This window comes from Aeromonas sp. Marseille-Q5825 (assembly GCF_946892685.1).
In the GTDB taxonomy this organism is placed as follows: domain Bacteria; phylum Pseudomonadota; class Gammaproteobacteria; order Enterobacterales; family Aeromonadaceae; genus Aeromonas; species Aeromonas rivipollensis.
Window position 1 is genome coordinate 268,279 of sequence record NZ_CAMPOU010000007.1, and the last position, 24,222, is coordinate 292,500.

Below are 24,222 nucleotides of genomic sequence, written 5' to 3' on the forward strand. Positions count from 1 at the left end.
CAGGTCAAGGTGGGGGCCTCAATCCATGCAAGGAGCCTTGCGATGAGCATCAAGACCATCAACTCCATTCCGGCCGCCGACGGCTTCACCATGCCCGCCGAGTGGGCGCACCAGCAGGCCGTCTGGATGATCTGGCCGTTCCGCCTGGACAACTGGCGGGAGGCCGGTCGCTTCGCGCAGGCCACTTTCGCCAAGGTGGCGGATGCCATAGGTCAGGCCACCCCTGTCTTTATGGGGGTGCCGGAACAGTTTATGGAGCAGGCCCGCGCCATCATGCCCGCCCACGTCACCCTGGTGGAGATGAACAGCGATGACTGCTGGGCCCGCGATACAGGCCCGACCATAGTCACCAACGCTGCCGGCGAGTGCCGTGGGGTGGATTGGGGCTTCAACGCCTGGGGCGGCCACAAGGGCGGTCTCTACTACCCCTGGAATCAGGATGAGGAAGTGGCAGCCCGGATGCTGGAGCAGCACGGCATGGATCGCTACGACGCGCCGCTCATTCTGGAAGGGGGCTCCATCCACGTGGATGGCGAAGGCACCTGCATGACCACGGCCGAGTGCCTGCTCAACGAGAACCGCAACCCGCACCTGAGCAAGGATCAGATCGAAGCTTACTTACGCGACTATCTGGGCGTGCAGAGCTTTATCTGGCTGGACGAGGGCGTCTACATGGACGAAACCGACGGCCACATCGACAACATCTGCTGCTTCGTGCGCCCGGGTGAAGTGGCCCTGCACTGGACCGATGACGAGACTGACCCGCAATACGAGCGCTCCCTGGCCGCCCTCAAGGTGCTTGAAGCGGCGGTCGACGCCAAGGGTCGCAAGCTGAAAGTGTGGAAGCTGCCCCAGCCGGGCCCGCTCTACTGCACCGAAGAGGAGTCCGCCGGCGTCGAGAGCGGCAGCGGTGTGCCGCGCGAGGCAGAAGGTCGTCTGGCCGGTTCCTATGTGAACTTCCTTATTACCAACGGCAGCATCGTCTACCCGCTGCTGGATGCCGCCACCGATGGCGAAGCCCAGCGCATTCTGGAAGAGATCTTCCCGGAGCACACCGTTATCGGCGTACCGGCCCGCGAGATCCTGCTGGGGGGTGGCAATATCCACTGCATTACCCAGCAGATCCCCTCCGGCCAGTAAGAACCGGATGACGATCCTGCTGCGAGGCAGTTATTGGAGGCTTATGTGCAGCTCGCTTATGTGAAACCGAGGGCTCACGTATGTTTATACGCTCCGGTTCCTGTGCTGCTCTTCACCTTGCTGACGACCTCTCGCGACGGGTCGTAAACCGGTTCCAGTTGGTATTCAAAACCCCACGCAGTGGGGTTTTATCTCTTGATGACCTGATGGTCGCAGGCGCCGATGCGGCGATCATCATGACAAACAGTCACCCTTTTACAGGAGATCCCCATGATCGAAGTGACCGAGGTTTCCATTGCCGAGCTGCGTGCCGCGCTCGAATCGGGCCGCACCACAGCGGTCGAACTGGTCAAGGCCTATCTGGCCCGTATCGAGGCTTACAACGGCCCCGAGACACAAACCCGCCTCAATGCCGTGGTGGTGCCCAATCCCGATGCGCTGAAAGAGGCGCAAGCTTCCGATGCCCGCCGTGCCCGTGGAGAGACCCTGGGGCCGCTGGATGGCATCCCCTATACCGCCAAGGACAGCTATCTGGTCAAGGGGCTGACCGCCGCCTCCGGCAGCCCGGCCTTCAAGGATCTGGTGGCCCAGCGCGATGCCTTTACCGTGGAGCGGCTGCGCGCCGCCGGTGCCATCTGCCTTGGCAAAACCAATATGCCGCCCATGGCCAATGGTGGCATGCAGCGCGGTGTCTATGGCCGTGCCGAGAGCCCCTACAATGCCGACTACCTGACCGCGCCCTTTGCCTCCGGCTCCTCCAACGGGGCCGGCACCGCCACCGCCGCCAGCTTCTCTGCCTTCGGTCTCGCCGAAGAGACCTGGTCGAGCGGCCGTGGCCCTGCCTCCAACAACGGCCTCTGTGCCTACACACCATCACGTGGCGTGATTTCAGTGCGCGGCAACTGGCCCCTGACCCCGACCATGGATGTGGTGGTGCCCTATGCCCGCACCATGGCAGACCTTTTGGAAGTGCTCGATGTAGTGGTCGCCGACGATAGCGACACCCGTGGGGATCTGTGGCGCCTGCAGCCCTGGGTCAAGATCCCCAAGGCCTCGGAAGTGCGCCCGGCTTCCTATCTGGATCTCGCCGCCAAGCCCGATGCCCTCAAGGGCAAGCGCCTCGGGGTGCCGCGCATGTTTATCAACAAGGATGAACTGGCTGGCACCAGTGAAAACCCCGGCATCGGCGGCCCGACCGGCCAGCGCATCCATACCCGCCCGTCCGTGATTGCCCTCTGGGAAGAGGCCCGTCAGGCGCTGGAAGCAGCTGGCGCCGAAGTCATCGAAGTGGACTTCCCCCTGGTCTCCAACTGCGAAGGGGACAGACCGGGCGCGCCGACCGTGTTCAATCGCGGCATAGTGACCCCGGAGTTTCTCAACGACGAGCTGTGGGAGCTCTCCGGCTGGGCCTTTGACGACTTCCTGCGTGCCAACGGCGATCCCAAGCTCAATAAACTCGCCGATGTCGATGGCCCCAAGATCTTCCCCCACGATCCGGGCACCTTGCCGAACCGCGAGGGGGATCTGGCGGCGGGCATGGACGAGTACGTCAATATGGCCAAGCGCGGCCTCAAATCCTGGGATGAGATCCCCACAGTGCCGGACGGCCTGCGTGGGCTGGAGCGGACCCGCAAGCTGGATCTCGAGGAGTGGATGGACGGGCTCAAGCTCGACGCAGTGCTCTTCCCGACTGTGGCCGACGTGGGTCCCGCTGACGCGGACGTGAATCCGGCATCCGCCGATATTGCCTGGAGCAACGGCATCTGGGTTGCCAACGGCAACCTCGCCATTCGCCATCTCGGCGTGCCGACCGTCACCGTCCCCATGGGGATCATGGCCGATATCGGCATGCCGGTGGGCCTGACCTTCGCCGGTCGCGCCTATGACGACAATAACCTGCTGCGCGTCGCCTCGGCCTTCGAGTCCACCGGCAGCAAGCGCAGGGTGCCGCCACGGACGCCGCCGTTGGGGTGATACGTGCCAAGTGGTGAATACACAGGGTGCGCCCTGTTAAGAAGCGATCAAAACCACCTGCCATACGGGTGGTTTTTTTACTTCTCGTGCTAAATAACTGATCCTAATACTGCTACATCTTGCCGGAAGCCTTGTGGCGTAAGAAATTTGTGCAATCTGACGGCAACGCCTGAGGTGACAAGGCTCAGCGACGATGTGTGCTCCATGTCACCTGTAGAAGCGGTACGAGTGCAGTGATCTACTATTCGGAACAGCTATGTAGGGGGCTCCAGAATTAAAAGGCGTTGGGCTCTTTATGAGGCACTCGGTTTATTGAACAGGCAGTGCCATCATGATACCTGCCCACGATACTCGGGGCGAAATAAAAAGCGATTACTGTTGGCTGGTGGTAATATTCACTGCGTTACCCTGCAGCCCCCTTGCTTTTAAATTGTTTAAAATAAGCTGACTATTTATGAGATTGGAATTTTATCTAAATAAATGCACTATACTGTTATTACATTTAAAAATAGATATTTGTCACTTGTAATCTTGTAGGTTTTTTACTAATTTAGTTCGTTCCTTTAATATCTCGGAATGTATTGGTTTCGCCGCTGGATCAGAAAGATCAAATACACCAACCTTTAGGTTTATGTTTTTCACTCCATCCATCAAAGATGTTCGTATTAATTCCTTGTCGTTTTTATCATTGATTTTATCCATTAATGAAAGAATATCCTCATGTAAATCAAGAATCATTTGGTAGATGAGTGAAGGATCGTTATCTTTATGATTTTTTGTTTTATCACTGATGCTGTTTATCTTTTTGTTTATGTTGTGAAGTGAGCCTATCACCCCTTTTCTTGCTTCAATTCTTATAATTTCATGCTTATGTTTTGATTTTGTTTGAAACAATATCTCTGAGTTTACAAGCTCACTGATTTTTGCTACATCAGTAACTATAGCTCTGATCCCATTACTGTATTCAGGGTAATTTGTTATTCCATGGCCTAAAGCAAGCAAGAATACGCCAATATGACCATAAGCTGTTATCTTAGCTTTAATTGAGCCATCTTCAAAAACGACTTCAATATCAACGTTGTCATAAAGAAAAAATTTCATTCTTTCTTTTGCATGTGTTGTTATTATCTCTTTTATTTTTTCTATTTCTTCTTGTTTGACTTTACCACTAATAGAAGCAAGCCATTCTGGCTCCACATGAACATAAGATTGGCTAAGGATATTGCTATTTATATAGTCAGCCATATTAGTCCTTTAAATACTCGGCGGTGATTTATATTGAATCATTTATTAGCATACTCTTTCAAATGCCTTATCTGAAGCTGTTTAACTTCAAGGTGTGATGTGCCGCAATACGATTGTGGCTATTTAGGTTTGTTGGTTCGAATAGCTAGGCGTATTTGGACGATCGCGAAGGGGAGCCGCCTATAGGCCATTGGAATCCAGGGGGTTGCCAGCCTTGGCATGACTCGGTGCGTGGCGGTATGCGGACGCTGCGCTAATCGACCCTACATGATGGGACTTATTGCTACCTCCCCCTCATCCCCAGCCCTTCTCCCGCGAGGGGAGAAGGGAGCAAATATGCGTCTCTGATTTGGTCTGGCAACTGGGCTTGGAATTGGCAGGGGTCATCCCCTCTCCCTCGGGAGAGGGCTAGGGTGAGGGGCTGCTGCCAGCGAAGCGTATTCGGACGATCGCGATAAGGGGTCGCCTAGAGGCCGCAGGAGCCCAGAGTTTCCTGTCTGTCTTGCCATGACTCGGGGCGCGGCGGTATGCGGACGATTACGCTGTGCTAATCGTCCCTACGTGGTTTGGGCATTGCCTTCTATATCGTTCTCGTATGTTGGGCTTCACAGGCTCGACACCAGCCTATTGCGCTGGCCGGTTGGCGCTGAGGGTAGCGAATCCCTGGTATTTACCTTCCCTCACCCCAGCGCTTCCCCCGTGCATCACAACGAGCGGGAGGGGTGAATGGCTTTCGCTGATTAGTCCGAATCATACTGCGCATCAAGCCAGGCGATGGCCTCCTGATGGTTGTTGAACCCCTGAATGTGGCCGGGATGGATGGGGGACATGCAGGAGAGGGCGATGTGATGGAGCACCTGGGCCGAATAGAGGGAGGCGATGGCCACCAGGTTCTTCTGGGCAAGCCACGAATAAATATCCTGCAGATGGTGCAGTGCGGACTGCACCACCCCCTGGTGCTGGCGATGGTCCACCAGGGCGCAGAAGCGCTTCCCGTCGAGGCTCTCCACCACGCGCTTTATCTCCGCAACCCACGCCAGCATACCCTCTTCATTGAAAGGGCCGATCAGCTCACAGGTGACCAGGTGATCCTGCACATTGAAGATGAAATCACCGTGTTTTTTCTCAAAGGACATACAACATCCGAATCCATGACCAGAGGGCCGCGAGATGATGCTTATTCATTCCGTATGCATCAATACCCAAGTGATGGTCTTTGTCATAGAGCGGAGTCTTGTTGATGTCAGCACAGGCCCTGAGCGAGGTGCATCAGATCTGACAAGGGCCTCCCCGGGGAGGCCCATTTTGATGATGCGCTTGAATCCATGCGCCTCACCTTGAGGTTAGCGAAAGCGAAACAGCTCCCGATGCAGCGGCGATGTCAGGTGGGCACCCAGAGTCTGCGCCATGGGCTCGGGGCCGCAGAACCAGACGGGGGCCCGTTGCCGCGCCCCGAGTGCGGCCAGATCCAGCCGACCGCGCTCGGATTCCAGGTGCAGCCTGTAGTCGACCCCGGCCCGGCGGCACAGCTCGGCCAGATGGGCGTGATAGGGGGCGGCCTCGGCGGTGGGGGCGCATTGCAGCAAGGTGGTGCCGGGGCGTGTCTCACCACGGCGCACCAAGGCCTCCAGCCAGGCGACGAAGGGGGTAATGCCGATGCCGGCGCCCATCCAGAGGGCGGGGGCAGAGTCGGGCAGGGCGAAGGCACCATAGGGGCCTGTCACCGTGACCCCATCCCCCACCTTGAGGTGCTGGTGCAGCCAGCGGGTGTGATCCCCGAGGGCACGCACGGCCAGTGTCAGGGTGAGGCCATCCGCCGAGACGTCCACCAGGGTATAGGGGTGGGGCTCGCCGCGCCCGGCGAAGTCGAAGAAGGCGAACTGGCCCGGATTGTAGTGGCGAAGGGCGGTGGCAAGGGCAATCTTGATCTCCAGGGTACGTTCATCCAGAGGGGTGAGAGTGATCACCGTTCCCTGGTGGCGCGCATTCTGGCCCACCCGCCCAAACAGGGAGTAGAGCGCCCCCATGGCCCCCAACCCGCCGCCGATGAGCAAGGTCAGGCCGACCGGTGTCATGACGCCGATGCGCGGCAGCAGGCAGAGTGCGTGCAGCCAGCCCATCAGGTAGATGACGGGGGCCAGCCGGTGGACCACCTTGAAGCGCTCGTAGCGCACCACGGCAAGCAGGCTGACCACCACCAGGGCGATCAACAGATAGAAACTCCATTCACCCAGGGTATTGCCGAGGCTGTGCCACAGGGCATCGTTGCCAGCACCAGCACCAGCACCAGCACCAGCACCAGCACCAGCACCAGCACCGCGGCGCGCCGGGCGGGTCAGCCAGTCGGCGGCGACGGCCCACTTGGGCGCTTCCACCAGCAGCCAGTGGGCAACCAGGGTGCTGCTGGCCCAGAGGGCGCTGCTGCGATGCAGGTGCAACATGCGATCCAGCCCGCCGCACCAGACTTCTAGCCTCGGCAGGCGCAGGGCCAGCAGCAAAGAGAGGGTCATGGCGCCGAGGCCAAGCAAGCCGGTCAGGATCAGCAGTTCATGGCGCCAGGGCCAGAGGCCTGTGGGCCACTGGGTCAAGCCAAGCAGCCAGATCAGGGTGAGGGTCAGGGGCAGGGTCCAGCGGAGGGATGCGGTTTTCATGGGGTTCTCCTTGTCCATGTCCCTATTGCACACCCGGTTTGTGGCCAGAGTGTGCCCCTTTACTACCTCTTTTGTAGCAGATTGTGGCAAAGGGGCCGCTCTGGGCGGCCTGGTCAGGGGAGAGAGCAAGGCGGGGAGTGCAGGGGAGTCAGGTCCAGGTGCCAGGCGGGGAGCACCCGGCTGGCTCCCCGAAAGTGCCTCAGAGGTCAGCCTTTGCGGCCCTTGCCACCCGCGAGCGCCTGCTTTCTGGCTTTCTGCTTCTGGGCGCCCTTGCCGCTGCGGCGCGGCTCGGGGTCGAAGCGGGTGAGATCGGGCTCAAACCCCGGGAACCACTGCTGGGGCAAGCGGGTGTCGAGCACGGCTTCCACCTTCTCCAGCAGGGGCGCATCTTCCGGGCTGAACAAGGTGATGGCGAGCCCCTTGTTGCCGGCGCGGCCGGTGCGCCCTATGCGGTGGACGTAATCCTCAGGCTGATGGGGGAACTCCAGATTGATCACGTAGTTGAGATCGCTGATATCCAGCCCGCGAGCCGCCACGTCGGTGGCGACCAGAGCCTGCAAGGTGCCGGCGCGAAACTCCAGCAGCACTTTTTCCCGCGCGCTCTGCGACAGATCCCCGTGGAAGGCGAGCGCATTGATGCCCGCCTTGCCGAGCTGCTGGGCCAGCTTGTCGGCCCCCTGACGGGTGCGGCTGAAGATGAGCACAGGGGCCCAGCCCTTCACCTTGATCAGGTGCTCCACCAGCGCCAGCTTGCGCTCCCCATCCACCGCATAGACCCGCTGCTCCACCTCGGCTGCCGTGGTGTTGCGCGGTGCCACTTCGATAAGCTCGGGGTCGCGCAAGAGCACGCGGCTCAAGGCAAACAGGTTGTCATCGCAGGTGGCCGAAAACAGCAGGGTCTGGCGATCCGCCGGTATCTGTCTGAGCAGGGCGGTGATCTCGTCCATAAAGCCCATGTCGAGCATGCGGTCCGCCTCGTCGAACACCAGATGGCGGAGGCTTCCAAGGCTCAGGGCCCCCTGGCGCAGATGGTCGAGCAAGCGGCCCGGGGTGGCGATCAGGATATCCACCCCGGCTTTAAGCGCCTCCACCTGGGCGGCGATGCTGACCCCGCCATAGACCAGGGCGCTGGTGAGGCTAGTGCCCTGCCCGTAGCGCGCCACGCTCTCAAAGACCTGCACCGCCAGCTCGCGGGTCGGCACCAGCACCAGGGCGCGGATGGGGCGGACGGCGTCGCTCGCTGGGTGTTGCATCAGCTGCTCCAGCAGCGGCAGCACGAAGGCGGCGGTCTTGCCGGTGCCGGTCTGGGCCCCCGCCATCAGATCCCGCCCCGCCAGAATGAGGGGGATAGCGCTGGCCTGCACCGGGGTGGGCGCGGCATAACCGAGATCGCTCAGGGTCTGCTGCAGGCGGGGGGAGAGGGCCAGTTCGGCAAAGGAGGCAATGGACATAGGGCACCAGTGTGGGGTTATCGCGGCCAGGGCCGTGACGGGAACAATGATCGTGGCCGGGATGGTAGCAGATAGAGGGGGCGCGGCAGAAGCCGAGCCGATCAGGTGACCGGGTTGGTGCCCGGGTCTCGGATCAGCCTGATCTCCTGCCCCTGGTAATAGGCGATGTTGTGCTTGCCATGCTGCTTGACGTGGTAGAGCAGCGCATCGGCGAGATCGGTGGCCTCGGCGACGGTCAGGTAATCGCGGATACGGATGACGCCCGCCGAGAAGGTGATGGGGGCGGGCAGCTCCGGGATCTGAAGCTGTGATGCCAGCAGGCGGGTCACGGCCTGGCGCATGCTGGCCCTGTCATTGAGCCCCTTGTAGAGGATGATAAACTCCTCGCCCCCCCAGCGGATGGCCTTGTCCCCCTTGCGCATGTTGGTCGTCAGATGACGGGCGAAAGCGACGAGGGCCAGATCTCCCACCCCGTGGCCATGGGTGTCGTTGATGGACTTGAAGTTGTCTATGTCCAGCAGCATCAGGAAGTCGTATTCCTTCAGCAGGGCTTGTTCCAGGATGTCCCGTCGCGGTAGCCGGGTCAGGTGATCTGTCAGTGCCAGGGTGCGCAGGCGGCCGTAGATGCCACGGCCCGTCAGCATGAGCAGCAGCAGGACGATCAGATAGAGCTTGAAGGCCGGGCCATAGAGCACGGCACGGACGACATCGCCGTAGCTGTATGACCACTTGAGAAAGAGGTCGTTGCCGGCCTTGGTCCGCATGAAGCGGGTATTAAGGCAGATATGCCAGGGGCGGCAGGGCTCCACCTCCTCGAAGGAGAGGACAGTCCGGGTCGGGTTGAGACTCTCGAAGGGGCGCAACACATCCTTGAATGCCTCGTCGATGGCGATGTCTATGCCCGTCAGGCCATAGCGGTAGTCCGCTAGCGCCGGATCGTAAAAGACGAAGGGGAAGTAGAGGGTGATGGTCTTCAACCCGGTGAAGGTGTCGGTGTAGATGTCAGAAACCTGAGCCTCATCCGTGCTGCAGGGAACATGGGTGGCGGCGAAGGCGGCGCAGCCGAAATAGTGGGTCCAGGGCTCTATGTCATTGAGGTTGGTGTTGACCGGCTGCAGCTCGCCCGGAAGCATCCGCTTGTCGCCCACCATGCCAAGGATGCGCCGATCGTTATAGAAGGCGTAGAGGTTGAGGACCTCGGGGTAGGAGAGCAGATATTGGTAGGTGCTGAGCATCTGGTTGGCGGGCGGCAGTATGGGAATGACAGCCAGGCGAGCCAGGGTGGCGAGGTCATAGCCATAGACATAGGCAGTCGCATCCCCGTTTTCGCTGAAGATGGGGGTCTTGATGCTGCTGTTGTCGATGAAGCTGGCCAGCTTCTCCGGCGCCAGTATGCGGGCCCGCTGATAAAACACCTCGAACACGTTCTGCTGCTTGGCGGTGATGAGCCGCATGTCGTGCCTGATGCTGAGGTAGGTGTAGTTGAACACCAGCACCAACCCCGCAAGCACCAGACAGAGCAGAGTGAATCGCATCAGCCACTTGCGGGGCAGGGTACGCAACAGTGATCCAGTCATGGGGTGATGTTTCCCAGGGTAAGAGGGGCTTTTTGTAACTGATTTTGCCCGGCATCACCAGACGAAATTGGGGGGCTGAGCAACCAGTGCACGAAAAATGAACTCTAATATCAACAAGATAGACGATCACGTCACATGCGATGGCAAGGGAAGGGCAAACTGGTGGTGGTAGCGGAATAAGAGGGCATGACGCCCTCTGTCGTACTGGGCCTGGGGGACTTACCTTGTCTGGGACTTCGGTGAGTAGGGGCCATGGAGAATGCCGTTGGGCATGTCGGCGCTGAGCAGCCTTATGCTGGTGATCCCGGCGATTTCATGGCCCTTGTCGGTGATGGTATTGGCAATCTGGTTGACGACAGCCACCACCAGCATGCCGATGAGGCCGCCTCCCGAATTGCTCTGCTGTTCGGCACTGCTGGCGCTGGCGCTGCCTTCCCACAGCAGCTTGCCGGTGCGCAGATCCACCAGGCGGGCGCTGGCGGTGACCACGGTCTCGCTGGAGATGACCAGATAGCTGGTGCCGTAGTCCTTGATGTCGAGGTACAGCGCGGTATCGGCACCGTAGATCTCGTGGAGCTTCTTGATGGGCAGGGCATGGATGTCCGTCGGCTCGGTCACCCCGTTCTGCCGGAAGGTCTCGTTGGTGACCGCCACCGGCAGCACGTAATAGCCGGACTCGGCGAGCGGGTAGGTGATCTGGGACTGCAGGCTGGCCCCCGCCTTGATATCAGGCGAGTGATTCACCGGTGGCAACACCAGGATGGAGGTCGGTCTGCTCTCCTTGAAGTTGCCGTAGTCGTAGCCGGGGCCCTTTGCGCAGCCGCTCAGCAGCAGGGTGCCCAGCATCAGGGCAAGGAAAGTGCGCAGTGTCATTGGGTCGCCCCCTTCTGGTTGGACATCAGGAAGTTCATGAAGGGTGCCGATTCCGGGAAGAGGCGTTTCTCGGTCTCGAACTGCTCGCGGGTCTGCGCATCCTTGCCGAGCTGGGCATAGAGCATGCCCAGGTGAGCGTGGAAGCCGGGCGGCACCGCCTGGCCCTTGGCGCTGGCCTCTTGCTGGTTTTTCTCCAGCGCATCGATCTGGGCTTCAACCCCGGTGTCCTCACCCTGCATGTGCTGGTAAACCACCCCCTGGTATTGATCCCAGTTGTAGAGCGTCTTTGGTGCCTGGGCACAGGCACTCAGCAGCAGGCCGCTGGCCAGCAGCAGGGAAAGCTTGGACATGGTCATCTCGTCTCTCCTCATTGGGCCGGGCGCCAGGCGCCGGTCTCGATGCCGCTCACCAGGTTGTTGACGGCTTCCCGGATGGCGAGATCCAGCACCTTGCCGTTCAGGGTGGAGTCGTAGCTGGCGGTGCCGCCGAAGCCGACGATCTCGCGGTTGGAGAGTTCGTACTCCCCGGCGCCCTGGGACGAGAAGACCACTTCAGAGGTGGTGACCTTGACTATGTTGAGGTTGACCTTGGCATAGGCGATCTGGGACTTGCCGCGACCCAGGATGCCAAACAGCTGATGATCACCGACTTCCTTGCGACCAAACTCGGTGACGTCACCTGTGACCACATAGTCGGCGCCCTTGAGCTGCTGGGCCTGTTGCTTGATCCCGGCTTCCGCCTTGATCTCTTCCATGTTGTCGCGATCCAGCACGCTGAAGCGGCCTGTCTGCTGCAGATGGGTGATCAGCACGGTTTTCGCCTGGCTGCCCAGTCGGTCAACGCCGTCGGAGAAGATGCCACGCATGTAGCTGGAGCGGTTATCAAACTTGCCGACGGCGATGGGGCTGCGAGTGCCCTGATAGTGGCTCTGATAAGAGGCGACTTTGGGCACTTCCAGGGAGCGCGACGACTCGCTTGCACAAGCTGTCAACAATACCGCCATCAAAATGACACTGGATGAAACAACAAACTTCTTCATGTAAGGCCCCGTTATTTAAGGAAAAAACAACGGCGGACTCTAGCATGGTTCGCTGCGAAGAAAGTGCCCCGTATGGGGGGCATAACCGCTCAATCGGTGTGCGTTTGGGCCGGGGTGGCGGGGAGGGCAGGGGACCGGGTCTCCTGATGGCGCTGGAACACCTCCTCCAGGGCTGCCACCAGGGCACGCATCCGTCCCGTCTTCTGCACATCCGGGTGCAGCACCATCCAGATGTCGATGGGGTCGTGCTGGCCAGGCAGCAGGCGCACCAGGCCTGGGTCCTCCTCGGCGAGGAAGGTGGAGAGCAGGGCTATGCCGAGGCCCTGGCGGGCGGCCTCCATCAGCACCAGCTGGGCGTTGCTCTGCAGCACCACATTGGGCTCATGGAGAGGTTCGCCGCACAGGCTCAGCCAGTGGCGGGCCACCAGCTCCCTGGGAAAGAGCAGCAGGTCGTGCTGATGCAGCGCCTGGCCCGAGTGGGGCGTGCCACGGCGGGCCAGGTAGTCGGGGGAGGCGTAGAGCCCCATCTTGATGGTGGCGAGCCGTTTGACCACCAGATCCCCCTGCTCGGGGCGCAGGCTGCGAATGGCCAGATCCGCCTCCTGATTGGGGATGTCGCTCACGCTGACCGCGGTCAGCAGCTTGAGGCGGATGCCGGGGTGGCGCTGGCGCAGCAGGCTGAAGGCCGGCAGCACGAAGCCCTGGGCCAGGGTATCCGTGGTGGCGATGCAGATCTCCCCCTCCAGCTCCCCCAGGCTGGCCGCGCGATCCATGGCCAGGGCCGCCTGTGCCATGGCCTCTGCCTGGGGCAGGAGCGTCTCCCCCAGTGGGCTGAGCCGATAGTGCCTGGGGGTGCGGATAAACAGCTTGGCCCCCAGCTGCTGCTCGAAGAGGCTGACCCGCCGCCCGACGGTGGCCTGATCGACCCCGAGTTCGAGGCCGGCCCGGCGCAGGCTGCCCCGCCGTGCCAGGGCCAGAAAGAAGCGGGCGTCATCCCAGTTGATCATGCTTGCTCCTCGCCCAAGCAGGACGCCCGATTGGCGCCGGGGTATTAGATGTCAGCGGGGACGGCAGCACAAGAGGCCGCTCGATCCGCACCTGAGCACTCAAGGCGGTACGGGGCAAGCGCCCCTGTGATGCAAGTTTGAATCGCCATGATGCAGAACTGCCGCAGCCCGAGCCGGGCGGGATCGCTATGATGTCGCTCCCGATAGCGCTTCCCCTGTTTGTGATTGGAGTCTTGATGTCATCCCCCTGCGCCCCAACTGCTGCCCACGGCAGCGAGGTCGATGTTCGCCCCCGCCTGCTCTGGTTTCTGGCCCTGGCCCTGATGTCGGCCCTGCTCAACAGCAGCGTGCCCACCCCGCTTTATCCCCATTATCAGGCGGCGCTGGCCCTGAGCGATCTCGGCCTCAGCCTCATCTATGGCGGCTATGCGGGGGGCGTGCTGATCGCCCTGTTCGGGGTGGGCAACCTGGCGGGAAGGGTCGGGGATCTGCGCACCCTGATACTGCCCGCCCTGCTGGCGGTCGCGGGGGGCGCCCTGCTCTTCTCCCTGGCCGACAGCTTCTGGTCGCTGCTGCTGGCGCGGGTCCTGGCCGGGATAGGCACTGGGGCCCTGACCGGCGCCGCCAATGTGGCGCTGCTGCGCTTTGGCCCCAAGGACGGCGGCAAGCGGGCGGCCCTGAGCGCCACCCTCTCCTTCACCGCCGGGCTGGTGCTGGGGCCAGTGTTCAGCGGCCTGGCGCTGCAACTGGACTTCTACCCGACCACATTGCCATTTCTGCTGATCCTGGGGATGGCGGGCTGCGCCATCGCGGGTCTGGTGCTGAGCTGGCCCAGGGGCGCCAGGATGGCGGCGCCCCTGGCGAGGGGCAGGGCGGGGGCTCCCTGGGGAGGGGCTCAGGGCCACGGGGCCGGGTTCTTGCTCTGCGCCCTGGCACTCTTCACCGCCTGGGCGGTGGCGGCCAGCCTGCTGGCCATGGGCCCCAAGGTGGTGAGCCAGTTGCTGGGGATGAGGGATCTGGGGCTGTTCGGCTATCTCATCGCGGCCTATCTGGTGTTCTCCGGGCTCTGCCAGTTGTGGGCGCGTCGCCTCGATGCCCGCCACACCCTGCAAAGCGGCTGTCTGGCCCTGGCGCTCTGCGTGCTGCTGTTTGCCGGTGCCGTGCACGGTTTGCCGGCCTGGCTGGCGGGGCTCGGGCTGCTGGTGGCGGGTTACGCCCAGGGGGCTGTCTTTGTGGGCAGCGCGACCCTGATCAATCGCATCGCGCCCCCGGCCAGCCATGCGCGGCTGGTCTCCCTCTTCTATGTGATCGCCTATGTGGCGAACTGGGTGCCCGTGTTGCTGGGCTGGGTGAGCGATGGGGCGGGTCTCTTGGCGGCGCTGGATCTGCTCGCCGTCGGCAGCACGCTGATCAGCCTGGTGCTGGCCTGGGCCCTGTCGCGCAGGCGCTTCGAGCCCGCCCCCTGACTGGCGTCGTCATTGGTCGACCAGAGCGACGCTCCCGGCATCCAGATGGTGCATCCACTCCCGCAGGATCAGCAGGGCGGCGGCGAAACGGCGATCTCTGGGCAACTGGGCCGATGCCAGGGGATCCCCTTCCACCATGGCGACCAGCTGGCCGAACAGCCGCTCTATGCTCTCCCGGCTCAACTCATGGCTGCCGAGGGCCTCGGCCAGGGGCACTGGGCTGTGCAGCTCTACCAGAGGGTGAGGCGGAACATGGGCCGCGAGGGGCATCAGCACATCCTCCACCACCATGATGGCCTGCTCCAGCTCGAGGGGTGTCGGCGGATCCCGGCTAAAGGGGCCTGGGGTCAGGGCATCCAGGCCCAGGGCCAGGACGAACTCCCGGCTGACGCCATCCTCTCCGGTGAGCCTTACCCGGCTCTCCCTGTCACCCAGACTCAGCAAAAGTGTGCTGCTTCCCGTCTTCGTCATCTCACTGTCTCCGTGACTCTGCCTGGCCAGCACCATGGATACACCCCCACGGGCCGGATTGGCGACTCTTTTCTCCCCATTCGGGCATCAGGGGTTGCAAAGGAGATATGAAATGGCATTCTGGACGTCTAGATTTCTATTTCTCTGTTGCATCCTTCACAAGGAGTTCTGATATGGATATTCGTACCCTTCCCCGCGCCCTGGTCCTCGCCCTCTCTCTGGTGGGGGCTGGCGCCTTCGCAAGCGAGGCTCTGGTGTTCCAGACCGACTTCGGCCTCAAGGATGGCGCCGTCTCCGCCATGAAGGGGGTCGCCTTCGGGGTGGACAGGACGCTGCCGCTGCAGGATCTGACCCACGAGATCCCGGCCTACAACATCTGGGAGGCGTCCTACCGCCTCTATCAGACCCTCAACTACTGGCCCAAGGGCACCGTCTTCGTGAGCGTGGTGGATCCCGGTGTCGGCACGGATCGCAAGTCTGTGGTGCTCAAGACCAAGAGCGGCCACTACATTGTCTCCCCGGACAACGGTACCCTGACCCTGGTAGCCGAGCACTTCGGCATAGAGGCGGTGCGCCAGATAGACGAGAAGCGCAACCGGCTCAAGGGCTCCGAGAAGTCCTATACCTTCCACGGTCGCGACGTCTACGCCTACACGGGGGCGCGGCTCGCCTCCGGCGCCATCGGTTTTGAGCAGGTGGGGCCCCTGCTGCCCGCCGAGGTGGTGACCATTCCCTACCAGCCGGCGGTGGCCGAGCAAGATGGCACCCTGAAGGGCACCATCCCCATCCTGGATGTGCAGTACGGCAACGTCTGGACCAATATCGACGATGCCCTGCTGACCAAGGCGGGGATCAACAAGGGGGACCAGGCCTGCTTCAGGATAAGCGAGGGGGATGCGCTCAAATACGAGGGCAAGGCCCCCTACGTCAGCAGCTTCGGCGATGTGCCGGAAGGGCAGCCGCTTATCTACCTCAACAGCCTGCTGCAGGTCTCGGTGGCGCTGAACATGGACAGCTTCGCCGCCAAGCACCAGGTGCAATCCGGTGCCAACTGGCACGTCAGCCTGAAGAAGTGCTGACAGGCTAGCGGCAACATCGATGGCAAGAGGGAGGCGCAATGCCTCCCTCTTGCATTGAGCCCTCTGCCTGCCCGGCCTCCTGACTGCGTGTGCCGCTAATGGGTGTCAATTGTCATCATTGCTTAATACATGCTCGCCATGCTGTGGCCGGAGCAAATTCGTGAGCCATGATGCCAGCAGAGAGAACAAGGAAAAGCCGATGAGCCGTTTTGACGAGAAAGACAGCGCCAACCACCCCCGTGAACAAGAGCCTGAGTTCAACCGCCTGATCGAGGCCGGCCTCAGCCGCCGGGGCTTCTTGAAGGGAGTCGGCGCCGCCAGCATGGTGGCCTTCTTCGCCGCGAGCCCGGTGGCCCGCGCCGTGGCTGCCGCGACCCAGCCTTTGTTGGGCTTCCAGGCCGTGCCCGCCTCTGTAGCCGACGCCATAGTGGTGCCACCGGGTTACAAGGCCGAGGTGCTGATCGCCTGGGGGGATGCCCTGTTCGCCGATGCCCCCGCCTTCAGCCAGAGCAATGACGCCAAGGCCCAGGCGCGCCAGTTTGGCGACAACAACGACGGCATGAGCTTCTTCCCCCTGGGGCCGGATCGCGCCCTGCTCGCCGTCAACAACGAATACACCAACTACGAATACCTGTTTGCGGATGGCGGCAAGGCGCTCGATGCCGGCGCCGTCGCCAAGGCCCAGGCGGCCCACGGGGTTTCTCTGGTGGAGCTGGTGCGCATCGATGGCAAGTGGCAGGCGAACCCCAAGGGGGCCCTCAATCGCCGCATCACGGCCACCACCCCCATGACACTGAGCGGCCCGGCGGCAGGCCATGCCCTGCTCAAGACCCAGGCTGATCCTGAAGGGCGCACCGCCCTCGGCACCTTCAACAACTGTTCAAACGGCCAGACTCCCTGGGGCACCTACCTCACCTGCGAGGAGAACTTCAACGGCTACTTCGGCAGTGCGGGCAAGCCGGTGCTGGACAAGCGCGCCGCCCGCTACGGCCTGGCCGCCGAGGATGCGGGCTTTGGCTGGCACAGGTTCGACGAGCGCTTCGATCTCGCCAAACACCCCCAGGAGCCGAACCGCTTCGGCTGGGTGGTGGAGATAGACCCGCGCGATCCCGCCTCCACCCCGAAGAAGCGCACTGCCCTTGGCCGCTTCAAGCATGAGAACGCGGCCTTTACCGTCAACCAGGATGGCCGCGCCGTGGTCTACCTCGGCGATGATGAGCGGGGGGAGCACATCTACCGCTTCGTCTCGAAGAACAAGGTGGCGCCGGGCAATGACCCTGCCAACCGGGATCTGCTGGACGAAGGCACCCTCTATGTGGCCCGCTTCGAGGCCAAGGAGGGGGAGCTCAAGGGCACAGGCCAGTGGCTACCCCTGGTGCACGGCCAGCACGGCCTGACCAGGGAGAATGGCTTCGCCGATCAGGGGGAGGTGCTCATCTTCGCCCGGGAGGCCGCGACCCGGCTCGGCGCCACCACCATGGACAGGCCGGAATGGGTGGCCGTGCATCCCCACAGGGCCGAGGCCTACTGCACCCTGACCAACAACAAGAACCGCGGCCTCAAGGAGAACCAGCCCCTGGATGGCGCCAACCCCAGGGCCGAGAACCCCTATGGCCAGATCATCCGCTGGCGCCCGACCGCGGGCGATCACGGCAGCGACAGCTTCGAGTGGGATCTCTTCCTGCTGGCGGGCAACCCCGGCGTTTATAAAGAGGGGCTAATGGCGGGCAGTGCCAACATCACCCCGGACAACATGTTCAACAGCCCGGACGGCATCGGCTTCGACGAGGCGGGGCGGCTCTGGATCCAGACCGACGGCGACTACTCCAACGAGAAGCAGTTTGCCGGCATGGGCAACAACCAGATGTTGTGCGCCGATCCGGCGAGCGGCGAGGTGCGCCGCTTCCTGACCGGCCCCATTGCTTGCGAGATCACGGGGCTCACCTTCAGCCCGGACTGGCGCACCCTGTTCGTCGGGGTGCAGCACCCGGGTGAAGAGCTGGCGCCTTCCCACTTCCCGGACGGCGGCACCAGCATTCCCCGCTCCGCCGTGCTGCGGATCACCCGGGACGATGGCGGCATCATAGGGGCCTGACGGCCGCCAACCCGCCCTGCCTGTGATGAAAAGAGCCGCCTGCGGGCGGCTCTGTCGTTGACGGGCGCAACGGGCGGCAAGGGCGGTTACCCTGCAGGGGGCAGCATAGAGGCGCGCAACCGGCCGCAGGGACTTGTTGGTGACCATCACCCTGCCTGACGCCAGACTATAAATATATTGCCAAGAAGCAATTGATAATGATTGGCATTTGAATGGATAATCGCCGGCTTGTCCGACCACTCCAATCAACACGATGAAACCCATATTCCTGCTGGCCAGCCTGCTGGTCCTGAGTGCCTGCCATGACAACCGCAGCGAGGGCCAGGATCCCGACGTGCCGGTCACGCCTCCTGTTGTCACGCCTCCTGTTGTCACCCCTCCCGTTGTCACGCCTCCGGTGACACCGCCCGTCATCCCGCCGCCTGTCACCCCGCCGGTGACGCCCCCGGAGCAGACCCATACCCGGGCCGAGCTGACCCTGACCATTGATATCGGCGAGCGGCTGGCATCCGGGGCTACCCTGAGCCTGCGCCAGCGCGCCACCGGCATGGAGACAAGTACAACCCTGAGCGGTCAGGGCAACCCGACCCTGACGCTGCCTGCGGGTCTGCTGCTAGCGGCGCCCCTTGAGCTTGTCGGGGAGCAGGAGGGATACATACTGAGGGCCAGCACGGCCCGGGTGGCGGATCTCGCGGCCGGTGAGTCCCGGGCCCGGCGCGCCGCCGCTCCCTCCCTGCGGCTCGATGAGGAGGAGACGGCACTCTTCCTGCTGGCGGATCGCAACGGGGACGCTGTGCTGGAGATGGCGGAGTGGGGGCTGACCGGCGAGATCCGCCTGCAACAGCAGGCCGAGATGCAGGAGTATGCTGCCCTGCTGCGAGCCCAGCGGCTGGGGGCCGAGCTCAACTATCCCGACAGTTGGCAGATGCTGCTGGCCCTGCGGGACGACAGCGCCGCCCGCAACTGGTATAGCCGCAGCAACGGGGAGGCCATCCAGGCCGCCCGGTTGCAGCTCTATCCGGCCAGTCCCGTGATGCCGGAGGAGCCGGAGACCGCCGAGCTGTTGCGACTGGATGAGCAGGGTCGCCTGCTGACTCGGGGAGCCTGGCACTGTCTGCACGATGCCCGTGCCGCCACCGGGGTCAAGGGCAGCCAATTCTGGCTGCCGGGGGAGGGCTTTGCCGCCTCGGCCCACGTCACGAGAGCGGCGCTGGTGCCGCCGAGCAGCTGCGGCCAGCAGCCATGGCGTCTGCCGACCCTGGCCGAATTCGAGCGCCTGCTTGGCAGCGACAAGCTGGGGTGGCGTTATCCCAACACCTTCACCACCCCCTTGCCCGAGTGGATCTGGTTGCAAGATGGCACCGGGCTGGCGCGGCTCTACCAGCCGCTGACCAAGGCGTGGCGCGATGAGGGGGAGGCCAGTCTGCTCTGGTTCGCGCTCTCCCCCTATCCGCTGCGCCCCTCGGTGACGCGCAGCAGCGATATGCCGGATCTGGCCTCCCTGCGGGCCCAATATGCCGGCGACCCGGGTCAGTGGCCGGCGGCCATGGTGGACGAGGGGGTGGAGTGGCAAGAACTGGGCCCCCTGCCCGCCATGCCCTTCCCGGTCGACAACCCCTACCGCCGGGCCAAGGTGGTGCTGGGCCAGCAACTCTTCTTCGACAAGCAGCTATCCCAGGCCCGCGACATCAGCTGCGCCAGCTGTCACGATCCGCAAAAAGGCTGGAGCGATGGCCTGAGCGTCTCGGTCGGCCATCTGGGGCAGAAGGGGACCCGCAATGCCCCGACCATCCTCAATGCCGGTTACAGCAGCAGCCAGTTCTGGGACGGACGGGTCGCCACCCTGGAGGAACAGTCGCTCCATCCCATCAGCAACCCGGTGGAGATGGCCCTCGATCACGACGAACTGCTGGCACGGCTGCGGGCCAGCAGCGACTACCCGGCCGCCTTTGCCGCCGCCTTCGGCGACGAGACCATTACCCTGGATCGGGTCGCCAAGGCCATCGCCACCTTCGAGCGCTCCATCATCAGCAGCGAGAGCCCGCTGGAGCGCTTCGTCAAGGGGGATGAGCAGGCTATGAGCGACAAGGCGCTGTGGGGCATGCACCTGTTTCGCACCGAGGGGCGCTGCATGAACTGCCACTCGGGCCCCCTGCTGAGCCAGCACAAGTTCGAGAGCCTGGGGCTGACCTATTACGGCCGCAACCTCGAGGACAGGGGCCGCTTCCTGCAGACCAGGCTGAAGGCAGACATGGGGCTGTTCAAGACCCCCAGCCTGAGGGACGTGGCCTTCACCGGCCCCTATATGCACAACGGGGTCTTCCCCATCCTGGCCCAGCGGCTAGGTGGCTCTGTGCAGGGGGTGGTGGCCATGTACAACTTCGGCGTCACCAAGTGGAGCAGCGGGGTCGGCTTCCCGACCGGGGTGGACGTACACGATCCCTTCTTCCCCAAGGCCTCGGATCGCCTTCATGCCCTGGGGCTCTCCAACGACGAGCTGGAGGCCATCGGCGAGTTCCTGCGCAGTGCCTCCGCCGAGCCAAGGCGCACCCCGGCCACAGTGGCCGAGCTGGGACTGAGCCAGGTGGATGATGATGAGGCCGTCGGCGCCATCCCGGTCGAGCTGGTGGTGACGCCCGCCCAGCCCCGGCTGGAGGTGGGGCAGAGCCTCTCCCTGCAACCTGGCCTGCGGTTGAGTGACGGCAGCGAGACTCCGGTGTACGAGGTCGTGCAATGGCGCAGCGATCAACCCGAGTGGCTGAGGGTCGATGATAGTGGCGTCATCACAGCCCTGGCCGTGGGGTCTGCCGGCGTGCAGCTAAGCGCGGGGAGTCGCACCCTCAGGGTGGCGGTGCAGGTGGTGGATGCCCAGCCCGATTTTGGCCTGGGTTGCCATCAACCCGAACTGGCGGCGGGGGCGCTCTCCTTCCTCTGCCCGCTGACCCGTGCCGAGGCCGACCGGATCGGCATCGACTACGATGGCAGCGCCAGGGATGAGGACGGGGACTACAACCCCTTTGCCATCGACTATGTGGTGATGAGCCAGAGGCGGGCGCGTGAGTACTGCCAGCAACTGGTGGCCCGCGGTCACGATGACTGGCGCCTGCCGGGAGCCGATGAGCTGGCGAGCCTGTTTGCCACTTATCATCAGGCCGGCGAAGAGATGACGCTGCTGACGGAGCATGGCTGGCCGCTCTACAGCCGGGTCTGGAGCAGTGACGCTCCCAATGACGAGGGGGAGGCACCCTTGCTCGATCTGGGTTACGGCGAGGTGATGGGCGATCTGCCAGAGGAGGCTCACGGGGCCGTCTGCGTGCGGGCCCGCTAACTCCGGCATGCCAGGATGACGAACAACGGGCGCTGCGGCGCCCGTTGTTCATTGTCATACCAGGACTCAGAACTCGTTGGAGAGTGCCTTGTAACCCTTGACCAGGTCGATGTTGGTGTGGGCCACGTCTTCGGAGAATTCGGTGGCATCCACGGTGACGCGGGGGATCTGGGCCAGATCGCTCTGCTGGTTGATGCGGGTGGTGGAGGGCACATAGAAGCCGGGGGGCAGATCGCAGCCGTCGATCACCGAGTTGTGACGCACCACTGAGCCCTCGCCTATGTGGCAGTTGAACAGCACGCTGTTGAAGCCGATGAAGACCCGGTTACCCACTTCGCAGGGGCCGTGCACTATGCTGCGGTGGGCGATGGAGCTGTATTCGCCTATGGTGACGGCGGCGCCGGACTTGGAGTGGATCACCACGCCGTCCTGAATGTTGGAGTTGGCTCCGATGACGATAGGCTCCATGTCGCCGCTCTCATCCACCTCATCGGCACGGATCACGGCGTAGGGGCCGACAAACACATTCTCCTTGATGATCACCTTGCCGCAGATGATGGCGGTCTTGTCGATGTAGGCGGACTCGTCGATAACGGGAAGGTGACCAGAGGGATTCTTGCGGATCATGTCATGTCCTGTTGCTGATGAAATCGGGGAAAATGGCGGGACGCAGAGGCTCGCCGGAGAATCAGCTTACGCCTCTGATCCGGGAGGGGGAACCCTTTACTGGTCTGACCCACTCTTGATAAGGGCATTTCACATGGTTGTTCTTTGACTCCCTTGTATGGGAGCATGGGGTCTGACGACAGGCCCTGTTTCTCGCCTGAAGCGGGCCTGATTGGGATGACGGAGACGATGACATGAAGAAGATGATGCTGCTCCTGGCGGCTTTCTTGCTGTGTGCCCAGGCCGCGCAGGCCAAGGGATGGCCCGGTGAGTTTGACTACTACGCCCTGGCGCTCTCCTGGTCACCTGAGCACTGCGCCATCAAGCCAGCCGATCGAGAGCAGTGCAGCCGGCAGTTGGGCTTCGTGCTGCACGGGCTCTGGCCCCAATACCAGCGTGGCTACCCCGGCAACTGTACCCGCGAGCGACTGGATCCCGCCATGGAGCAGGATTTTGCAGGTCTTTATCCCAGCCGCTTCCTCTATGGTCATGAGTGGGAGAAGCACGGCACCTGCTCCGGCCTGAGTCAGCAGGCATTCCATCAACTGGCCAGGGATCTGCGCCAGAAGGTGCGGATCCCGGCGGCCTACCAATCCCCGGTCGAGCCGCTGCGCAAGAGCCGCTTCCAGCTCAAGGCGGATCTGGCCGGTGCCAACGACTGGCTGGCGCCGGACAGCATCACCATCGCCTGCGCCGATGGTGGGCGTTTCCTGCGGGAGATCTACATCTGTATCAACAAGGAAGGGACTGATGCCGTCCCCTGCTCGGACGAGATGCAAAAGCGGGAGCGTCGCTCCTGCGGCCAGCCGAATTTCCTGCTGCGCAGCGTGCGTTAGCCTTCTCTCTCTTCATCGGGCCCCTTGCGGGCCTGATGTGCAACTACAGCCATCGGAAAGGAGTCCTGCAATGAGCGATGTGAAACAGTTTTCGGCACGGGAACGCAGCTTGCTGCTCGGGGTGAAAGGGGTGGGCCCCACCGTCATAGGGCGGCTCGAACAGCTGGGGTACCACACCCTGAGTGAGCTGGCCGAGGCGGATACCGGCCACATAGTCCGGCTGGTGGCCAGCATGCTGGGCTCGAGCTGCTGGCAGAACAGCCCGCAGGCCAGAGGGGCCATAGACGGCGCCATAGCGCTGGCGCGCAGTCACATGGCTGCCCCCGTCACAGAAGGAGAGCCCGGCGCATGAGCCTGTTTGCCGAGCTGGGGATGCGCTACCCCATCATCCAGGCGCCCATGGCCGGAGCGCAGAACACTGAACTGGCCATGGCGGTGACGAGGGCGGGCGCCCTGGGATCCTTGCCTGCTGCCATGCTCAGCCCGGCCGAGCTGCGCAAGGCATTGGAACAGCTGGCGGCCAGTGGTCCTGGCCCCTTCAATATCAACTTCTTCTGTCATCGACAGAGTGAGCCTGATCCGGCCGAAGAGCAGCGCTGGCGAGAGGCGCTGGCTCCCTACTATGCCGAGTTCGGGGTGGATGCCCGAGCCGAGACGACGGCGCCCGGCCGCGCCCCCTTCAATGCGGAGCACGCCGTCCTGCTTGGCGAGTTCAGACCCGCCGTGGTCAGCTTTCACTTCGGTCTGCCTGCGCCCGAGTTGCTGGCCCGGGTGAAAGCCACGGGGGCAAGCGTCTTTGCCAGCGCAACCACGGTAGCGGAAGCGCACTGGCTGGCGCGCCATGGCGCCGATGCCATCATAGCCCAGGGGCTGGAGGCGGGAGGGCATCGTGGCCACTTCCTGAGCCAGGATCTCAGTCTGCAACAGGGTACCTTCACGCTATTGCCACAGATAGTGGCGGCAGTGGATCTGCCTGTCATCGCCGCCGGGGGCATAGTCGATGGCAAGGGGATCAAGGCCGCCCTGGCACTGGGGGCCAGCGCAGTCCAGATGGGCACGGCATTCCTCTGTTGTCATGAGGCAACTACCTCGCCCCTGCACCGTGCGGCGTTGCAGGTGGCCAATGGCCAGCACACCGCACTGACCAATCTGTTTAGCGGCCGTCCGGCGCGGGGAATAGTGAATCGTTTGATGCGGGAGCTCGGCCCTCTCTCGGCGCTGTCTCCTGACTTCCCCCATGCCAGCGGCGCATTGGCCCCGTTGCGCGCCGCCGCTGAAAAGGTCGGTGACAGCGGCTTCTCGCCACTCTGGGCCGGACAGAATG

At 62.9% G+C, this 24,222-nt stretch carries 20 protein-coding genes (1 of these 20 only partly in view); 9 read left to right on the top strand and 11 right to left on the bottom strand.

The genetic code is table 11. The features are described 5' to 3' along the window. Positions 1-42: 42 nt before the first annotated feature. Positions 43-1,140, top strand: a complete 1,098-nt coding sequence (aguA, locus tag OC537_RS19445) for an agmatine deiminase (RefSeq protein WP_262113718.1) — start codon at positions 43-45, stop codon at positions 1,138-1,140. Between the two features lie 270 nt (positions 1,141-1,410). After that, complete coding sequence (locus OC537_RS19450; protein ID WP_262113721.1) at positions 1,411-3,114, top strand: amidase; 1,704 nt, start codon at positions 1,411-1,413, stop codon at positions 3,112-3,114. A 519-nt stretch (positions 3,115-3,633) separates the two neighbouring features. Here OC537_RS19450 and OC537_RS19455 read toward each other — a convergent pair. The 9 genes from OC537_RS19455 to OC537_RS19495 form a co-directional block, all read right to left on the bottom strand. Next, positions 3,634-4,359, bottom strand: coding sequence for a hypothetical protein (locus tag OC537_RS19455; RefSeq protein WP_163137973.1), 726 nt, complete (start codon positions 4,357-4,359; stop codon positions 3,634-3,636). Positions 4,360-5,099: 740 nt separating this feature from the next. After that, complete coding sequence (locus OC537_RS19460) at positions 5,100-5,495, bottom strand: hypothetical protein (RefSeq protein WP_262113724.1); 396 nt, start codon at positions 5,493-5,495, stop codon at positions 5,100-5,102. Positions 5,496-5,702: 207 nt separating this feature from the next. Further along, positions 5,703-7,010 (bottom strand): ferric reductase-like transmembrane domain-containing protein, encoded by a 1,308-nt coding sequence (locus OC537_RS19465; RefSeq protein ID WP_410050484.1) that lies wholly within the window; start codon positions 7,008-7,010, stop codon positions 5,703-5,705. A gap of 206 nt (positions 7,011-7,216) precedes the next feature. Then, positions 7,217-8,461 carry a DEAD/DEAH box helicase gene (locus OC537_RS19470; RefSeq protein WP_262113728.1) on the bottom strand — a complete coding sequence of 415 codons (1,245 nt, stop codon included), beginning with the start codon at positions 8,459-8,461 and terminating at the stop codon, positions 7,217-7,219. A 101-nt stretch (positions 8,462-8,562) separates the two neighbouring features. Then, on the bottom strand, positions 8,563-10,038 hold the full coding sequence (locus OC537_RS19475) for a GGDEF domain-containing protein (RefSeq protein ID WP_262113730.1): 1,476 nt from the start codon (positions 10,036-10,038) through the stop codon (positions 8,563-8,565). A gap of 219 nt (positions 10,039-10,257) precedes the next feature. After that, a complete protein-coding gene (locus OC537_RS19480) occupies positions 10,258-10,911 on the bottom strand; it encodes a DUF799 domain-containing protein (protein ID WP_262113733.1) in 654 nt (217 codons plus the stop codon). Beyond that, positions 10,908-11,267 (bottom strand): DUF4810 domain-containing protein, encoded by a 360-nt coding sequence (locus tag OC537_RS19485; protein ID WP_139750739.1) that lies wholly within the window; start codon positions 11,265-11,267, stop codon positions 10,908-10,910. The genes OC537_RS19480 and OC537_RS19485 overlap by 4 nt, the downstream gene beginning before the upstream one ends. Positions 11,268-11,278: 11 nt before the next feature. Beyond that, a complete protein-coding gene (locus OC537_RS19490) occupies positions 11,279-11,902 on the bottom strand; it encodes a CsgG/HfaB family protein (protein ID WP_240454983.1) in 624 nt (207 codons plus the stop codon). 137 nt (positions 11,903-12,039) lie between these two features. Beyond that, the gene (locus OC537_RS19495; protein WP_262113738.1) at positions 12,040-12,957 is read right to left on the bottom strand and encodes a LysR family transcriptional regulator; all 918 of its coding nucleotides are present in this window, start codon (positions 12,955-12,957) and stop codon (positions 12,040-12,042) included. Between the two features lie 236 nt (positions 12,958-13,193). Here OC537_RS19495 and OC537_RS19500 point away from each other — a divergent pair, with 236 nt between their 5' ends. Next, a complete protein-coding gene (locus OC537_RS19500; RefSeq protein WP_262113740.1) occupies positions 13,194-14,423 on the top strand; it encodes an MFS transporter in 1,230 nt (409 codons plus the stop codon). Between the two features lie 9 nt (positions 14,424-14,432). Here OC537_RS19500 and OC537_RS19505 read toward each other — a convergent pair whose 3' ends face one another. Next, complete coding sequence (locus OC537_RS19505) at positions 14,433-14,894, bottom strand: hypothetical protein (RefSeq protein WP_262113742.1); 462 nt, start codon at positions 14,892-14,894, stop codon at positions 14,433-14,435. Positions 14,895-15,067: 173 nt separating this feature from the next. Between OC537_RS19505 and OC537_RS19510 the strand changes: the two genes are divergently transcribed. From OC537_RS19510 to OC537_RS19520, 3 genes are all read left to right on the top strand, one after another. After that, positions 15,068-15,973, top strand: a complete 906-nt coding sequence (locus tag OC537_RS19510; RefSeq protein ID WP_262113744.1) for an S-adenosyl-l-methionine hydroxide adenosyltransferase family protein — start codon at positions 15,068-15,070, stop codon at positions 15,971-15,973. 199 nt (positions 15,974-16,172) lie between these two features. After that, complete coding sequence (locus OC537_RS19515; protein ID WP_262113748.1) at positions 16,173-18,068, top strand: PhoX family protein; 1,896 nt, start codon at positions 16,173-16,175, stop codon at positions 18,066-18,068. Positions 18,069-18,321: 253 nt separating this feature from the next. Continuing rightward, positions 18,322-21,396: a cytochrome c peroxidase gene (locus OC537_RS19520; RefSeq protein WP_262113749.1), complete on the top strand. Its 3,075-nt coding sequence runs from the start codon at positions 18,322-18,324 to the stop codon at positions 21,394-21,396. A 66-nt stretch (positions 21,397-21,462) separates the two neighbouring features. Here the strand turns inward: OC537_RS19520 and OC537_RS19525 are convergent, their stop codons facing one another. Continuing rightward, positions 21,463-22,023, bottom strand: a complete 561-nt coding sequence (locus OC537_RS19525) for a carbonate dehydratase (RefSeq protein WP_106884870.1) — start codon at positions 22,021-22,023, stop codon at positions 21,463-21,465. Between the two features lie 233 nt (positions 22,024-22,256). Between OC537_RS19525 and OC537_RS19530 the strand changes: the two genes are divergently transcribed. The 3 genes from OC537_RS19530 to OC537_RS19540 all read left to right on the top strand — a co-directional run. Continuing rightward, positions 22,257-22,898: a ribonuclease T2 family protein gene (locus tag OC537_RS19530; RefSeq protein WP_262113751.1), complete on the top strand. Its 642-nt coding sequence runs from the start codon at positions 22,257-22,259 to the stop codon at positions 22,896-22,898. A gap of 70 nt (positions 22,899-22,968) precedes the next feature. Beyond that, positions 22,969-23,250: a Pathogenicity locus gene (locus OC537_RS19535; RefSeq protein ID WP_106884869.1), complete on the top strand. Its 282-nt coding sequence runs from the start codon at positions 22,969-22,971 to the stop codon at positions 23,248-23,250. Continuing rightward, positions 23,247-24,222, top strand: the 5' portion of a protein-coding gene (locus tag OC537_RS19540; protein WP_262113754.1) for an NAD(P)H-dependent flavin oxidoreductase. 71 nt of this gene lie beyond the right edge of the window; the window shows 976 of its 1,047 coding nt (coding positions 1-976); it begins with the start codon at positions 23,247-23,249; the stop codon falls past the right edge of the window. The genes OC537_RS19535 and OC537_RS19540 overlap by 4 nt, the downstream gene beginning before the upstream one ends.

Bases quoted from the DNA above. Each gene is read 5' to 3' on its own strand.
- OC537_RS19455 (WP_163137973.1), bottom strand. From the start codon at position 4,359: ATGGCTGACTATATAAATAGCAATATCCTTAGCCAATCTTATGTTCAT.
- OC537_RS19495 (WP_262113738.1), bottom strand. From the start codon at position 12,957: ATGATCAACTGGGATGACGCCCGCTTCTTTCTGGCCCTGGCACGGCGG.
- OC537_RS19535 (WP_106884869.1), top strand. From the start codon at position 22,969: ATGAGCGATGTGAAACAGTTTTCGGCACGGGAACGCAGCTTGCTGCTC.
- OC537_RS19510 (WP_262113744.1), top strand. From the start codon at position 15,068: ATGGATATTCGTACCCTTCCCCGCGCCCTGGTCCTCGCCCTCTCTCTG.
- OC537_RS19505 (WP_262113742.1), bottom strand. From the start codon at position 14,894: ATGACGAAGACGGGAAGCAGCACACTTTTGCTGAGTCTGGGTGACAGG.
- OC537_RS19480 (WP_262113733.1), bottom strand. From the start codon at position 10,911: ATGACACTGCGCACTTTCCTTGCCCTGATGCTGGGCACCCTGCTGCTG.
- OC537_RS19520 (WP_262113749.1), top strand. From the start codon at position 18,322: ATGAAACCCATATTCCTGCTGGCCAGCCTGCTGGTCCTGAGTGCCTGC.
- OC537_RS19460 (WP_262113724.1), bottom strand. From the start codon at position 5,495: ATGTCCTTTGAGAAAAAACACGGTGATTTCATCTTCAATGTGCAGGAT.
- OC537_RS19530 (WP_262113751.1), top strand. From the start codon at position 22,257: ATGAAGAAGATGATGCTGCTCCTGGCGGCTTTCTTGCTGTGTGCCCAG.
- OC537_RS19500 (WP_262113740.1), top strand. From the start codon at position 13,194: ATGTCATCCCCCTGCGCCCCAACTGCTGCCCACGGCAGCGAGGTCGAT.
- OC537_RS19475 (WP_262113730.1), bottom strand. From the start codon at position 10,038: ATGACTGGATCACTGTTGCGTACCCTGCCCCGCAAGTGGCTGATGCGA.
- OC537_RS19450 (WP_262113721.1), top strand. From the start codon at position 1,411: ATGATCGAAGTGACCGAGGTTTCCATTGCCGAGCTGCGTGCCGCGCTC.
- OC537_RS19515 (WP_262113748.1), top strand. From the start codon at position 16,173: ATGAGCCGTTTTGACGAGAAAGACAGCGCCAACCACCCCCGTGAACAA.
- OC537_RS19465 (WP_410050484.1), bottom strand. From the start codon at position 7,010: ATGAAAACCGCATCCCTCCGCTGGACCCTGCCCCTGACCCTCACCCTG.
- OC537_RS19485 (WP_139750739.1), bottom strand. From the start codon at position 11,267: ATGACCATGTCCAAGCTTTCCCTGCTGCTGGCCAGCGGCCTGCTGCTG.
- OC537_RS19470 (WP_262113728.1), bottom strand. From the start codon at position 8,461: ATGTCCATTGCCTCCTTTGCCGAACTGGCCCTCTCCCCCCGCCTGCAG.
- OC537_RS19525 (WP_106884870.1), bottom strand. From the start codon at position 22,023: ATGATCCGCAAGAATCCCTCTGGTCACCTTCCCGTTATCGACGAGTCC.
- aguA (WP_262113718.1), top strand. From the start codon at position 43: ATGAGCATCAAGACCATCAACTCCATTCCGGCCGCCGACGGCTTCACC.